This is a genomic window from Rhodovulum sp. ES.010, assembly GCF_900142935.1.
In the GTDB taxonomy this organism is placed as follows: Bacteria; Pseudomonadota; Alphaproteobacteria; order Rhodobacterales; family Rhodobacteraceae; genus Rhodovulum.
Map to the genome: position 1 here is coordinate 3267497 of NZ_FSRS01000001.1, position 12863 is coordinate 3280359.

12 protein-coding genes and 1 pseudogene are annotated in these 12863 nt (G+C 65.0%); 2 read left to right on the top strand and 11 right to left on the bottom strand.

Annotated elements, in window-relative coordinates; all coding sequences use genetic code 11:
* Window positions 1-3: 3 nt before the first annotated feature.
* A pseudogene (locus BUR28_RS19595) lies at window positions 4-450 on the top strand (IS5/IS1182 family transposase); the annotation flags it as partial.
* Window positions 451-622: 172 nt separating this feature from the next.
* Window positions 623-862 (top strand): hypothetical protein, encoded by a 240-nt coding sequence (locus BUR28_RS20190; protein ID WP_074221060.1) that lies wholly within the window; start codon window positions 623-625, stop codon window positions 860-862.
* 235 nt (window positions 863-1097) lie between these two features.
* Here the strand turns inward: BUR28_RS20190 and BUR28_RS16140 are convergent, their stop codons facing one another.
* From BUR28_RS16140 to cpaB, 11 genes are all read right to left on the bottom strand, one after another.
* Window positions 1098-2408, bottom strand: a complete 1311-nt coding sequence (locus BUR28_RS16140) for a P-loop NTPase family protein (RefSeq protein ID WP_074221061.1) — start codon at window positions 2406-2408, stop codon at window positions 1098-1100.
* Between the two features lie 204 nt (window positions 2409-2612).
* A complete protein-coding gene (locus BUR28_RS16145) occupies window positions 2613-3176 on the bottom strand; it encodes an A24 family peptidase (protein WP_074221062.1) in 564 nt (187 codons plus the stop codon).
* 154 nt (window positions 3177-3330) lie between these two features.
* A complete protein-coding gene (locus BUR28_RS16150; RefSeq protein ID WP_074221063.1) occupies window positions 3331-4182 on the bottom strand; it encodes a tetratricopeptide repeat protein in 852 nt (283 codons plus the stop codon).
* A 27-nt stretch (window positions 4183-4209) separates the two neighbouring features.
* On the bottom strand, window positions 4210-4770 hold the full coding sequence (locus BUR28_RS16155; RefSeq protein WP_074221695.1) for a tetratricopeptide repeat protein: 561 nt from the start codon (window positions 4768-4770) through the stop codon (window positions 4210-4212).
* 4 nt (window positions 4771-4774) lie between these two features.
* Complete coding sequence (locus BUR28_RS16160; protein ID WP_074221064.1) at window positions 4775-5764, bottom strand: type II secretion system F family protein; 990 nt, start codon at window positions 5762-5764, stop codon at window positions 4775-4777.
* Window positions 5765-5776: 12 nt separating this feature from the next.
* Complete coding sequence (locus BUR28_RS16165; RefSeq protein WP_074221065.1) at window positions 5777-6745, bottom strand: type II secretion system F family protein; 969 nt, start codon at window positions 6743-6745, stop codon at window positions 5777-5779.
* 3 nt (window positions 6746-6748) lie between these two features.
* Entirely contained in the window at window positions 6749-8170 is a 1422-nt protein-coding gene (locus BUR28_RS16170; RefSeq protein ID WP_074221066.1) for a CpaF family protein, read from the bottom strand.
* 18 nt (window positions 8171-8188) lie between these two features.
* The gene (locus BUR28_RS16175; RefSeq protein WP_074221067.1) at window positions 8189-9442 is read right to left on the bottom strand and encodes an AAA family ATPase; all 1254 of its coding nucleotides are present in this window, start codon (window positions 9440-9442) and stop codon (window positions 8189-8191) included.
* A gap of 213 nt (window positions 9443-9655) precedes the next feature.
* Window positions 9656-10270 carry an OmpA family protein gene (locus BUR28_RS16180; protein WP_074221068.1) on the bottom strand — a complete coding sequence of 205 codons (615 nt, stop codon included), beginning with the start codon at window positions 10268-10270 and terminating at the stop codon, window positions 9656-9658.
* Window positions 10271-10274: 4 nt separating this feature from the next.
* Window positions 10275-11663, bottom strand: a complete 1389-nt coding sequence (locus BUR28_RS16185) for a type II and III secretion system protein family protein (protein WP_074221069.1) — start codon at window positions 11661-11663, stop codon at window positions 10275-10277.
* Between the two features lie 216 nt (window positions 11664-11879).
* Window positions 11880-12716 (bottom strand): Flp pilus assembly protein CpaB, encoded by an 837-nt coding sequence (gene cpaB, locus BUR28_RS16190; protein ID WP_074221070.1) that lies wholly within the window; start codon window positions 12714-12716, stop codon window positions 11880-11882.
* Between the last annotated feature and the right edge of the window lie 147 nt (window positions 12717-12863).

A 12863-nucleotide genomic window follows, 5' to 3' on the forward strand; every position in this document is an offset into this window, starting at 1 on the left:
GCGGATTTACGCCGCGACAATGGCCCCACCATCCGACGAACCTGTGCGCAGTTCGTCGAGCTCTGCCGCCGGATCGGCACTCTCAAAGGTGACTGCGTCGCGATCGACGGGAGCAAGTTCAAGGCGGTGAACAATCGCGACCGCAACTTCACCAAGGGCAAGACCGCAAGCCGGTTGGTCCACCTCGAAGCCGATGTCGAGCGATGCATCGACGAGATGGTCCGGATCGACCGCCAGGAAGAAGACGAGGCACGGACCGGGAAGGTGGCACAACTCGCTCGTCGCTACGGGCGTGTCCGCCAGGAGATCAAGCGCCTGAAGGCAATGGACAAGGCCTTGGCCGACGCGCCCGACGGGCAGATTTCGCTGACCGATCCGGATGCCCGCGCCATGGCGACCAGCGCGCGGCACAGCGGACTCGTCGGCTACAGCGCCCAGTGCGCGGTGGATGCCGGGATCCGCGATGGCCTCGGCGGTCATGTGCCCGGTATCGGACGGATCTTCGACGCCGCCTCCGAGGTGTTGATCGAAGGGGGAAGCGTTTTTGCCGAGGACGGGACGGGGCGCATCGACCAGCGCTCCTCGACCCTTCCTGCAGGGGCACTATCGGGTTGTCGATGACATGCGGCAGCTTGGCGCCGAACGGTTCATCGGACCCTGTGTGATCGGTTCTCTGGCGCTAGGTCCCGGCGAGGCCCAGCAGGCATGTTTGGCCGAGGGAGAGGCGCTACTTGCGAAAGACGCGATCGGGCGCGACCACTTTCAGTTTCGCCGGCTGGCGGTCGGCGCGGCCATTGCGCGCGGGGACAGAGCCGAGGCGCGCCGCCATGCCGAGGCGTTGGCCTGCTTCAGTCGCGAGTAACCGACGGAATGGAGCGCGGCCCTGGCCCGATGGGCGGTCAGTATGCGGGTGCGCCCTTGGGACGGCTGAACGCAACGGGCCTGGGTCTTGCGCCGCGGTACCTGTCGCCTGTGCCCAATTGTAGCCAGAACTGGCGCGCCGGTTCCGGCCTTGCAGCAGAGGCGATGCGCCGTCATTCCAAGAACCCGGCCGGTGCCCGTGGCGAGCCATATGCCGGGGCGAATCTTTCAGAATGTCAGTGCACGATTTGCTCTTCGCGCACGAACATGTTGGCCCAGGCGCGGTCAATCAGGTCGGGGTTCATTTGGTAGGGGATGCCTTCGAACTCGCAGACCGAGATCATCTGGTCGATGAGGAAGACCGGCTGGTAGTTCGCGTATTCGTTGTCGATGGTCGAGTACTTCTCCTTCAGCAGGTAGATCAGCGTCTCCTCGTCGATGGGCATCTTCTTCTTGCGCGCCACCAGGGCGAAGATCTTCAGGAAATCCTCCTGGCAGGGGCCGTCGATCTTGATCTTGAAGAAGATCCGGCGCAGCGCGGCGCGGTCGAAGATTTCGTTGGGGTGGAAGTTGGTCGAGAAGATCACCAGCGTGTCGAAGGGCACCTCGAATTTCTCGCCCGATTGCAGGGCGAGGATGTCCTTGGATTCCTCCAGCGGCACGATCCAGCGGTTGACCAGCGACTGCGGCGGTTCCTCCTGGCGGCCAAGGTCGTCGACGATGAAGATGCCCCCGGTCGATTTCAGCTGCAAGGGCGCCTGGTAGGTGCGCGCGGTCGGGTTGTAGACGAGGTCGAGCATCGACAGTGACAATTCGCCACCGGTGATCACCGTGGGCCGCTCGCACAGCACGTATCGGGTGTCGAACCGGCCCGAGGTGCGGCGCAGCGAGGTCGGATCGTCGACGATTTCCTCGGCCGCGGAATGCACGATCGGGTCGTAGACGGTTATGACCTGGCCGGAATACTCGATGGCGCGGGGGATGTAGATCTTGTCGCCCAAGGCATCGCGGATGCCGTTCGAGATCGACGATTTACCATTGCCGGGGGGGCCGTACATCAGGATCGAGCGGCCAGCGCTGACCGCCGGGCCGAGATGGTCCAGAAGCTCGTTGGGCAGGATCAGGTGGCCCATCGCGCCGGTCAGCTGCTCGCGGGTGATCTGGATGTTGCGGATCGACTGGCGCTTGACCTGCTCGGAATAGACCTCGAGCGGGACCGGCATCGCCCCGTAATACTCGGACTGGCTCAGGGCATCCAGCGCGCGGGCCTTGCCCGAGTCGGTCAGTTGGAACCCCATTTCGTTGCCCGCCCCTGCATGGAGCGTGCCGGTAGCCTCGACGAGTTTCTGGCTGCGCGCAAGGTCGACGAGCTCCTGAGTGACGGGCACGGGCAGGCAGATCGCCTTGGCAATTTCGGTGACCGTGTCGACATTCTTGCGAAAGATCGTCTTGAGCAGGATATCGCGCATCATCACCATGGGCAGGCGCATCTCGCCCAGCGTTCGGGGGGCCGGCGGTGCGATCACCGGGGAAGTGTGCATATTCATGGGCTTGCCCTGAAACTGTTGCGATCTGTGCCCGAGACTTACCGGTTTCTGGGGCATTTCTTGGGCAACAGGCCGGGGGTTTTGGGACAATCGGGCGCGTGGTCCTCATGCGGCGGCGGAGCGCGTGCGGCGTCTGCGTTGACGCAAGGCGGGCGCGGTTTCGGCGGTGGGATTGGCCGGACCTGACGCCGGCGGGCCGGTCAGTTACACCCGGCCAGGTGCGGTGCTGCCAATGAGTGAGAGCACGAGGTAGAAAAGCAGCGCCCCGGCGAGCGCGAGACCCATCGGAAAATCGCGGCGCTCCCAGGACTCCCAATCGGGCAGGGCGCGGCGCACGGTCGGGACGCGCCGGATCAGGCGGTGGGTGACGAAGGCTGCGATGACGACCACCGAGAAGAGGAGCAGGAAACGCCCGGCATCGGCCGCGGCGATGAACGGGGCCATGGCCGCCGCGAACTTGGCGTCGCCCGCGCCGACCATGCCGATCGTGCTCATCCCGAAGCCGATCACCAGCACCGCGCCGAAATGGAGCCAGCGCCAGGCCCAGATCTCGGGCGTGAGCGCGAACAATCCGGCCACGGCGAAGACGGCGATCAGTGTCATCACCGCCTTGTTCGGGATCTTCATGTACTTCATGTCGCTCCAAGCGACCCAAAGCGCGACCGGCAGCACGAAGGGAAGGAACGCCCCGGCGCCGAGCGGGTGGCCAAGGAGGACGGTTAGTCCGGCGAGTGCCCCAAGGCCGGCGAGGAAAAGGCCCCAGACCATACGCGTGAGACGTCGCCCCGACATGACGGGCCCTTCGAAAACAACGGTTGCACTCACTCGGACACCCCGGTGCTCAAGTCCTTGGGCGAAAGCCTGCGTCGCGAATTGGGCGGGCGTAAGGAACGGGCGTGACGGCGGAGGGGCGCCGCGCCCCTCAGCTTCGACCTTCGAGCGCCTTGAGAGCCCGCACCGCGGCGTCGAAATGCTGCGGATGGGTGTCGATTGCGTCCTGCAAGAGCCCCTTGCCGATGCTGATATCGCCCTGCTTGATCGCGGTCAGCGCGAGCGTGTGGTAGAGTTGCGCGCGCTCTGTCGGGGTCATCTCGATGACCGGCAGGTCGTAGTTGCGCTGGGCGCCGCGGGCGAGCACGAGATTGTTCTTGGCGGTAAATAGCGACGGGTCGTAGGTGATCGCGTCGATGAACAGCCGCTCGGCCCCGGGATAGTCGCCCCGAGTCAGCTTGGAGTAGCCCCAGTTGTTGAACACGCCCGAGGGTCGGGTGGTCAGCCCGGCCGCCGTCTCGTAAAAACTGTCGGCCTTTCCCCATTCCTCGTTGCTGTCGGCGATCATCGCCTCGAGCCGGTACCGCTTGTAGGTCTCGAAGGTGGGGGGAATGGCGTCGAGGACGGCCTCGGCCTCATCCCATTTCCCGACCCGGACCAGCGCGTCGGCATGGTTCACGCGGTCTTCGTCGGTCGCCTCGGGATGTTTGACCACACGGGCCCAGGCGGCGGCCGCTTCGGTGTTGTGCTGGCCGCGCACCAGCGACTTGGCCAGCCCGCGCTGGAACGCGATCTTGTCGGGCTGCTCCTCGAGGTTGCGGCGGAAATAGGCGATCGCCTCGTCGGGGTCGGCCGCCGTCATCATGATTGCGTTGAGGCTGCTTTCGTCGCTCGAGATCACGTCCTGAACGGCGCGCTCGACCTCGGCTTCACCCGACTGCCCACACCCCGACAGGGCAAGCGCCCCGACAAGGCATATCGGAACAAGAATGGAATGGCGCATTTGTTTGCGTCCTTCGCTGCTCTGTCCTCATGGCGTGGCGAGCAGAAGGTACCTGTCGCTGCCGCGCCTCACCAATTCGAAGGCATTATCATTATCTTCATCATAGACAAAATTCCCGGTTCTCGCGATAGCCACACGCAGATTTTCGCGGATTTCGTCCGAACGGCCACTATCGAGCGCGAAGGCGGTCTCGAATACGCGCCGCGCCTCGCCGACCTCGCCGGTTTCCATCAGCACGACGCCGAGATTGTTCCAGGCCGGGACGAAGCGTTCGTCCTGTTCCAGGGCGCGGCGCAACTGGGTCTCGGCCTGGCCAAGGCGTCCGAGCCGCAGGTTCGCCGAACCGATCGCCGAAAGCGCGTCGGCCGTCAGCCCGCTTTCCGCGGCGCCGCGGTAATATGCCTTGAGGGCGAGTTCGTATTCGCCTGCGGCCATCAGCCGGTGGCCCACCACCAGCCCGTCGACGGCCTCGGTGACCTCGGGCGTGCCGGGCGGCGGGGGCGGTCCGCGGAAGCCGGGACTCAACCCGCTGCTTTGCTGGCAGGCTGCCAGCGCGAGGACCGCGACCAGGAGCGGGCCGCGGGCGATCGCGTCAGAAATTCGAGTTCGAGAGCGTCTCGTAGATGGCATAGACCGATGGGCCGATCAGGATGATGAGCAGCGGCGGGACCGTGAACATCATCGTGCCCAGTGTGAGCTTCGTCGGCAAGACGTTCGCCTTTTCCTCGGCCCGCATCACGCGTTTGTCGCGCATCTCGGCCGAGAAGACGCGCAGCGCCTCGGCGATCGAGGTGCCGAAGGTGGCCGACTGCACCAGCACGGTCACGAAAGAGGCGATGTCCGCCACGCCGCAGCGTTCGGACATGTCCTTTAGCACCTGCACCTTGTCCTTGCCGGCCTTCATCTCGTTGGCGACGATCTCGAACTCGGCGGCGAGGTCGGGGAAACCCGCGCGCATCTCCTTGGCGACGCGGACGATCGACTGATCCAGAGACTGGCCGGCCTCGACGCAGACCAGCATCATGTCGAGCGAGTCCGGAAAACCGTTGGTGATTTCCTGCTGGCGCGTCTGCACGCGCCGTTCGACCCAGTATTTCGGCAGGTAGTATCCGACGCCGCCGGGAATGATGATCGACAGGATCAGGCTTGTCGTGCCGATCTCGCCGGTGGCGCTTTTCACGACGGTGTAGACGACGCCGAGGATCAGCAGGCTGATGCCGAGGGCGAACTGGGCGAAGTGAAACGTCCGGACGGCCGATTTCGACCGGTAGCCGGCTTGCATCAGCTTCAGCCGGATGGCGGAGAACTCTTCCTCGTCCTGTGGTTCGAGGAAGGTTGAGAACCGGTCGAGCTTATCCGCCCGGGAGGTGGGCCGAAGCGTGGCCGAGGGCTCGCGGCCTGCGCCCTCGTTCATCGCACGGGTCTCGCGCTTGAGCTTGTCGAGCGGATCGACCTGCTTGCGCAGCAGGGCCGGCAGGGTGAGGGCCACCATGAGAAGCCCGAGAACGCCCACCGCGTAGAGCGGCCCGAGTTCGCCGAAGCGATCGGTTAGCAGGGTGTTGATCGTGTTGATGATCTCCATGGAACCGGCTCCTCAGACCTTGATGTTGACCATGATCCGCATGAAGATCACGTTCACGACGAGGAACACGCCCACGGCGATCGCGGCCGGGATGAAGGCCGCGGTTTCCTTCACTTCGTCGTAGTAGTCCGGCTTGATCACCGAGATCATGACGATCGCGACGATCGGGAAGCCGGACAGGAACATGCCCGACCATTTCGCCTCCGCCGTGATCGCCTTGACCCGGCGGAACAGCTTGAAACGCGAGCGGATGACCTTGGCCAGCCCGTCGAGGACTTCAGCGAGGTTGCCGCCCGATTGCTGCTGGATCAACACCGCCACCGCAAGGAAGCGCAAATCCTGCATGTCCACGCGCGCGGCCAGATCCTTCAGCGCTTCGCCGATGTCGCGGCCGTAGGCGGCCTCGTCTGCGATGATCCCCATTTCCGAGCCGAGCGGGTCGGGCACCTCCTTGGCCACGATATTGATCGCCGAGACGAACGGGTGACCGACGCGGAGCGAGCGGACCATCAGTTCCACCGCGTCAGGCAGCTGTTCCTCGATCAGCCCAAGGCGCTTCTTGGCCTTCTTGTTGACCCAGACATAGACACCGCCGACCCCCATCGCGACCGCGACGAGCAAGCGCACCGGGAGCGCGGCGGCGGTGCCGACGGTGAGCCCCAGGAAGGCGATGCCCGAAAGCAGCACCATGATCATGATCAGCTGCACCGGCGTGAAGGCGATGTTGGCCTTTTGCGCCTTTTCGGCGAGTATCGAGTAGAGGGGGATGCCGCGCGCGTTCATGTGCTGCGACATCTCCTTGCGGAGTTGTTCCAGCACCTGTTCGCGGTCGACCCCCTTTTCCAGCATCTCCAGCCGGCGGTTGACCTTGGCGTTCAGGCTGATCGACTTGCCGAACACCGTGAGATACAGGCCCTCGACCAGCGCCAGAACAGCGACGAAGATCAGGCCGTAGATGATGGGCTCCGCGCTGATCTGCATGGCTCACATCCCTCTGTTGGGTTCGAAGATGCTGGCCGGCAGGTCGTAGCCCCACTGGCGGAAGCGCTCGGAATAGTGGCTGCGCACGCCGGTGGCGGTGAAGCGGCCGATGATTTTGCCGTCGGGTTCCAGCCCGAGGCGTTCGTAGCGGAAGACCTCCTGCATCGAGATCACCTCGCCTTCCATGCCCGTCACCTCGGTGATCGAGACCATCCGGCGCGAGCCGTCCTGCAGGCGGCTGGCCTGCACGATCAGGTGCACGGCCGAGGCGATCTGCGCACGCACCGCCTTCAGCGGCATTTCGATCCCGGCCATCGCCACCATGTTTTCCAGGCGCGAGACCGCGTCGCGGGCGTTGTTGGCGTGGATCGTCGTCATCGAGCCGTCATGGCCGGTGTTCATCGCCTGCAGCATGTCGATGACTTCCTCGCCGCGGGTCTCGCCGACGATGATGCGGTCGGGGCGCATCCGGAGCGCGTTCTTCAGACAGTCGCGCTGGGTCACCGCGCCCTTGCCCTCGACGTTGGGCGGGCGGCTTTCCATCCGGCCCACATGGGTCTGCTGCAGCTGGAGTTCTGCCGTGTCCTCGATGGTCAGGATGCGTTCGGCGTTGTCGATGAAGGAGGACAGCGCGTTGAGTGTGGTCGTCTTGCCCGAGCCCGTCCCGCCCGAGACGATGACGTTCAGCCTGCAGGCAACGGCGGCCTGCAGATAGGCGGCCATCTCCTCGGTGAAGGCGCCGAACTTCACCAGATCCTCGATGCCCAGCTTGTCCTTCTTGAATTTCCGGATCGAGACCAGGGAGCCGTCCACCGCGATCGGCGGCACCATCGCGTTGAAGCGCGAGCCGTCGGCGAGCCGGGCGTCCACGTAGGGGTTCGATTCATCGACGCGCCGGCCCACGGCGGAGACGATCTTGTCGATGATCCGCAGCAGGTGGCGTTCGTCCTTGAAGGTGGTATCGGTCAGAGTGAGCTTGCCCGCGCGTTCGACGAAGACCTGCTTGGGGCCGTTGACCAGGATGTCGTTGACCGTCTCGTCCTTCAGGAGTGGTTCGAGCGGGCCGAGGCCCGTCACCTCGTCGAACAGTTCCTGGTTCAGCTGGCCGCGGTCCTCCTTGTTGAGGACGATGCCCATCTCTTCGAGCGCTTCGCTGGCGATCGCCTGGATCTCGGCGCGCAGTTCTTTCTCGTCGGCATGTTCCAGCGCGGCGAGGTTCAGGTTTTCGAGCAAGCGCTTGTGCAGTTCGACCTTCAGTTCGGCCAGCCGTTCCCTGCGTTTGCGCTCTTTCTCGCCGGCCTCGGGTTTGACGGGTTGCGCGCGCGGGGTCACCGCCGGTACCGGCGTCTGGGTCGTCGGGGCGGGCTGGGGGGCGGTCGCGGGGCGCGCGGCGCCGGCATCGGCTTTCTTGTACCTGGAGAACATGGGCGTTGCGCCTCCGGTCTAGCGTTCGGCCGCCGCGGGCGCCTGGCCCAGCTCGTAGAGCGACACGGCGAGTTTCTGGATTTCCTTGCGCAGCGGGGCCTTGTTGGCGGTTTCGGCCAGCGGCAGGCCATGGTCGCCGGCCTGGGCGACGATCTTGCCGCCATCGGGCAACTGCAGTTCGATGTCGATGTCGAGGCTTTCGGCCATGCGCTTGACCCGACTCTTTCCCGAAAGGTCGGCGAATTTCGGCGCGCGGTTCATCGCGTAGCGCAGCCGTTCGTGCGGCAGGTCCTCGGATTTCAGCGCGCGGATCAGCCGCAGCGCGTTCTGCGCCGAGCGCATGTCGAGCTCGAGCAGCGCGAAATAGACATGGGCATGGCTCAGCACGGTCTCAGTCCACTGCACCAGCGTCGTCGGCATGTCGATCACCACGAACTCGAACTGCGAGCGTGCCATCTCGATCAATGCTCTCACCTCGTCGGGTGAAATCAGGTCGAGGGGAAGGATGTCGGCCGGCGCCGTGAGCACGTGCAGGTCGTCGTTGTAGGTCTGCAGCGCCTGCATGAAACTCTCGCTGTCGAGCGAACCGATGTCCGAGAGAAGCTCGAAGACGATGTCCCTCCGGGGCAGGTCGAGATACGTCGAGACGGAGCCGAATTGAAGATCGAGGTCGATCAGGCAGACGCGGTGCCCCGATTTCTTGCCCGCCCGGGCGAGTTCCCAGGCGAGATTGACTGCGAAGGTCGACGCGCCCACCCCGCCGGCGAGGCCATGGACGGGGAAGATCGCCCCGTCGCGGTCGGAACTGGACACGCTGGGCGCAGTCTGGCCGGCAGGGCCGTTCGCCGCAGCGGGCACCGGGTCGGGTCGGCGCACCCGGTTGATCGCCTCCTGCAGCGCGCGTTCGGGCAGGGGGTAGGGCACGAAATCGTCTGCCCCGACCCGCATCAACTGGTGAAGCGCGATCGGGCTGAGTTCCTCGGCGATCACGATCACCTTGATGCCGTGCGTCTTGGCATTGCGGACGATCTCGCCGATGAAGCCGATGTCGTCCTCGTCCTGATCGTCGACTGCGACGGCGATGAATTCCAGCGACCGCGCGTCGGGCTGGTCGAAGAAGCTGTCCGCATCCTGAAAGCCGAGATCGCCCCACGCTTCCCCGAGTTCCGTCTCCATGTCCTCGATCAGAAGATCGAAGTTCTGAATGTCCCGGGACACGGTGCAGGCGATTACCGGGGCCGGATCGGAGTCCAAGGCAGCCGTACTCGTCATGTTGTCCAATTCCCTTCTTGCGGACGTGACCCCGGCCGTCCTGGCCATGTCCGACCCGCCGGCGCACGACTCGCCGTCGGGCGCACTGCTCTCAAGAAGGGAATGTGAAGACCAATCTAGGCAACATTACGGCCCAAAAGCCGAAATTGTTGGAAAAGCCGGTCGGGTCGCGCCCCGGATTGGTTCAGACAGGGCGCGACCGCGTCGAGGAGATCACTCCGAGACGTGTTCTTCCTGGGCGCTCTGCACGTAAATGCCGTAGGTGTTGCGCATGTACTTGCCGTCGAAGATCAGGCGCTTGGGCTCGAGAAAGCCCCAGACCTCGGTCGCTGTGCGCCGGTTTCGCCGTTCCCGGCCCTCGGTGACGATCAGCGGCTGGGTCTCGCCATAGGAGACCACCGCCTGGAGGCGGGAACGGGAGATGCCCCGTGAAACCAGGTAGTTGACCGTCGCCTGCGCGCGACGCATGCCCAGCGCCTTGTTGTACGCGGCACTGCCGACCTTGTCGGTGTGGCCGTAGACGCGGAACTTGACATACGGGTATTGCACGATCCACCGCGCCTGCTCGTCGAGCGCGGCGCGGGCCGTGCCGTCGAGCGCGGCGCTGTCGAAGGGGAAGGTGATCATCGCCGGCACCTCCTCCGCGAAGCGCCGGTTGAGGCTGATCGCCATCGCGCGTTCGCCGGACATCAGCATCGTGTTGTCCATCGTCGCGTTGCCGAAGCCGCCGTCGTCCAGGCTGGCGCCGGCCTCACGGTGGAAATCGGCGCTGCAGGCGGAGAGCGCGACCGCGGCGCCGAGGGTCAGAGCTGTCAGTTTGGCGCGCATGGTCTCACTCCATCACATATCCGTAGGAGCCGCTGAAATCCTGCCGGGCGACCTCGCCCGCCGCACCGGTCCTCGGCGCGTTCGGAGCGGAAAGATCTCCGAAGAGGAACAACTCGCGTTCGCTGGGCGGGCGCACCCGGTCGGTCGGGATGGCGAGGGCCTCGCCGCGTGTCGGCGTGACCTTGTGGGCGGTGACGATGATGACGAGTTCGCTCTTCTGGCGCTCGTAGTCCGAACTGCGGAACAGCGCCCCGAGCACCGGCACGTCGCTGATCCACGGCACCTGGCTGTTATTGGCGAAGAAATCGTCCTGCAGCAGGCCCGCGATGGCAAAGCTCTCGCCGTCGCGCAGTTCCACCGTGGTTGAGGTGCGGCGGGTCCGGAAACCCTGAACGCTGATATCGCCCACGTCATAGCTCGCTGTGTCGTCGAGGCCGCTGACCTCGGCGTCGAGGCGCAGGTTGATGTTGTCGCCGACCACACGCGGGGTAAAGCCCAACTGGATCCCGAAGGGCTTGTACTCGATCGACAGGCCGTCCTCTTCCTGGATCGGAATCGGATACTCGCCGCCCGCCAGGAACGCGGCCTCCTGGCCGGAGAGCGCGGTCAGGTTGGGCTCGGCAAGTGTGCGCACGAAGCCCTTGGTTTCAAGCGCTTCGAGCGTGAGTTCCAGCCCAAGGGCACCAAGGTCGCCGGCGATCGTGAGGCTACCGATCTCGCCGGTCAGCCCGGCGCCGAAGCTGCCGTCGACAGTGCCCTCGCCGCCGTCGAACGCGCCGCCGCCGAGCGAGCGATTGCCGATGACGCTGAGTTCGGAGCCCAGTGCCTTGGTGACGTTGCGGGACATCTCGGCGAACCGAACCTTGAGCATGACCTGCTGGCTGCCCGCGACGGTCAGGAGGTTGGAGATGCGTTCCGGCGCGTAGCGCGAGGCGAGGTCGAGCGCACGGTCGACGGCCTGCGCCGAACTGACCGTGCCCGAGAGCACCAGCCCGTCATTGGCCGAGCGCACCTCGATCGGCTCGCCCGGCAACACCTCGCGCAGGCGTTCCTTGAGTTCGCTCATGTCCGGCGTCACACGGACCTCGACATTCGTCAGCAAGCTGCCATCGGGTCCCAGAACAGTGAGCGTCGTGCGGCCCGGTATCTTCCCGAGAACGTAGATCGTGCGGTCCGACAGCGTGGAGATGTCGGCGATCTGCGGGTTGGAGATCGAGAGTTCCGCGAACACCTCGTCGCTTTCGACGACGACCGCGCGGTTCATCGGAATGGTCAGCGTGCCGGTCGCCTGCCCGTCAAGGGTGCGCAGCGTCTGGGCCTCCCCCGGCACGGTCGGGGCTGCGAAGGCGGCAAGCCCTGCCAGGCCGGCCGCCAGTAACGTCCTGATGTTCATGTGATCCTGCCTTTCCGATCACGCCTCAAGGTCGGGGTTCTTGTGCCCGTTGGGCGACACAATGCGGCAGGAGCCGTTTTTTTGCAAGAATCAGACGATTACCGAAAAGGCTTGATGTGGATATCGGGCAACAACCCAAGATTGGATACGCGAACGCGCCGGAGGCCCAAGATGAAGTCCGGCACGCGCAGATGTTGCGGGAGCTCGTGCCCGGCCTCAGTTCGTGCAGGGGATCGGGATTTCCACGACCTCCGCGCCGCGGCGTGTGCGGATGGTGCAGACCTCTTCCTTTTCTTCGACCACTACCGGGGCGTCCTCGATGCCGAGCAGGGTCTTCTGGTCGACCTGGACGACCTCTGCCACCAGATCGTCGTCGGCACCCACCAGCGAGAGCGAAAGGCGCCCCGTAGACTGGGCCTGGGCCAGCGCGGCGACCTGCTGCGGCGAGACCTCGACCGTCACGGTGCGGGCGATCACGGGGCGCGAGGTGTCCTCGTCGGCAATCTGGTCGACCGCGATCAGGCGCACGCCGGACTCGATCAGCTTGGTCACCTGCTTCTGCCTTGACTGGCCGGTCCAGTAGACGTCCACGCGGTCGCCCGGACGCAGGAAGCCCGAGACGCCCGACGTCACGTCGACCCGGATCGCGAAGGCCCGCATGCCGCGGGTCAGGCGCGAGGTCAGGCCGGCATCGGCCCCGGGTTCGGTCACTTTGACCGCAAGCAGCGGCTCGCCCGCCTCCATCGCGCGCAGCACGGTGCGGAATTTCGGCTTGCCTTCGGGAAACAGCTCTTCCGCCGTCTGGAAGACGCCCTCGGGCAGAGACGTCTTGGGCCATTGCACACGACGGAGGTTGTCCAGCGTGACCTGCTGGCCGTAACGGAGGTGTTCCTTGGCGACCACTACGGGCACCAGATCCACCTGTTGCGTGCGCGCGGCGCGTTCCGCGGCCAGTTGCCGTTCATACTGGTCGATATAGCCCTGCGCCATGTACACGGCGAAGCCCGCAAGGCCGAGCCCCACCAGCAGCACCAGACCGAAGATCATTCGCATGGCATGTCCTCTCTGTCTCATGCCCGTGCAGTGCGCCGGACATGTTTCCTTTCGCGACGTCCATGGCAATCTGATCGGGAAATGCGGCGAAAACGCGATGAACTGTGGGCCGCGCTGCGGACATTGTGGGAAATCGAAACAATCTTC

Bases quoted from the DNA above. Each gene is read 5' to 3' on its own strand.
- BUR28_RS20190 (WP_074221060.1), top strand. From the start codon at position 623: ATGCGGCAGCTTGGCGCCGAACGGTTCATCGGACCCTGTGTGATCGGT.
- cpaB (WP_074221070.1), bottom strand. From the start codon at position 12,716: ATGCGAATGATCTTCGGTCTGGTGCTGCTGGTGGGGCTCGGCCTTGCG.
- BUR28_RS16160 (WP_074221064.1), bottom strand. From the start codon at position 5,764: ATGGAGATCATCAACACGATCAACACCCTGCTAACCGATCGCTTCGGC.
- BUR28_RS16170 (WP_074221066.1), bottom strand. From the start codon at position 8,170: ATGTTCTCCAGGTACAAGAAAGCCGATGCCGGCGCCGCGCGCCCCGCG.
- BUR28_RS16150 (WP_074221063.1), bottom strand. From the start codon at position 4,182: ATGCGCCATTCCATTCTTGTTCCGATATGCCTTGTCGGGGCGCTTGCC.
- BUR28_RS16175 (WP_074221067.1), bottom strand. From the start codon at position 9,442: ATGACGAGTACGGCTGCCTTGGACTCCGATCCGGCCCCGGTAATCGCC.
- BUR28_RS16140 (WP_074221061.1), bottom strand. From the start codon at position 2,408: ATGAATATGCACACTTCCCCGGTGATCGCACCGCCGGCCCCCCGAACG.
- BUR28_RS16165 (WP_074221065.1), bottom strand. From the start codon at position 6,745: ATGCAGATCAGCGCGGAGCCCATCATCTACGGCCTGATCTTCGTCGCT.
- BUR28_RS16185 (WP_074221069.1), bottom strand. From the start codon at position 11,663: ATGAACATCAGGACGTTACTGGCGGCCGGCCTGGCAGGGCTTGCCGCC.
- BUR28_RS16180 (WP_074221068.1), bottom strand. From the start codon at position 10,270: ATGCGCGCCAAACTGACAGCTCTGACCCTCGGCGCCGCGGTCGCGCTC.
- BUR28_RS16145 (WP_074221062.1), bottom strand. From the start codon at position 3,176: ATGGTCTGGGGCCTTTTCCTCGCCGGCCTTGGGGCACTCGCCGGACTA.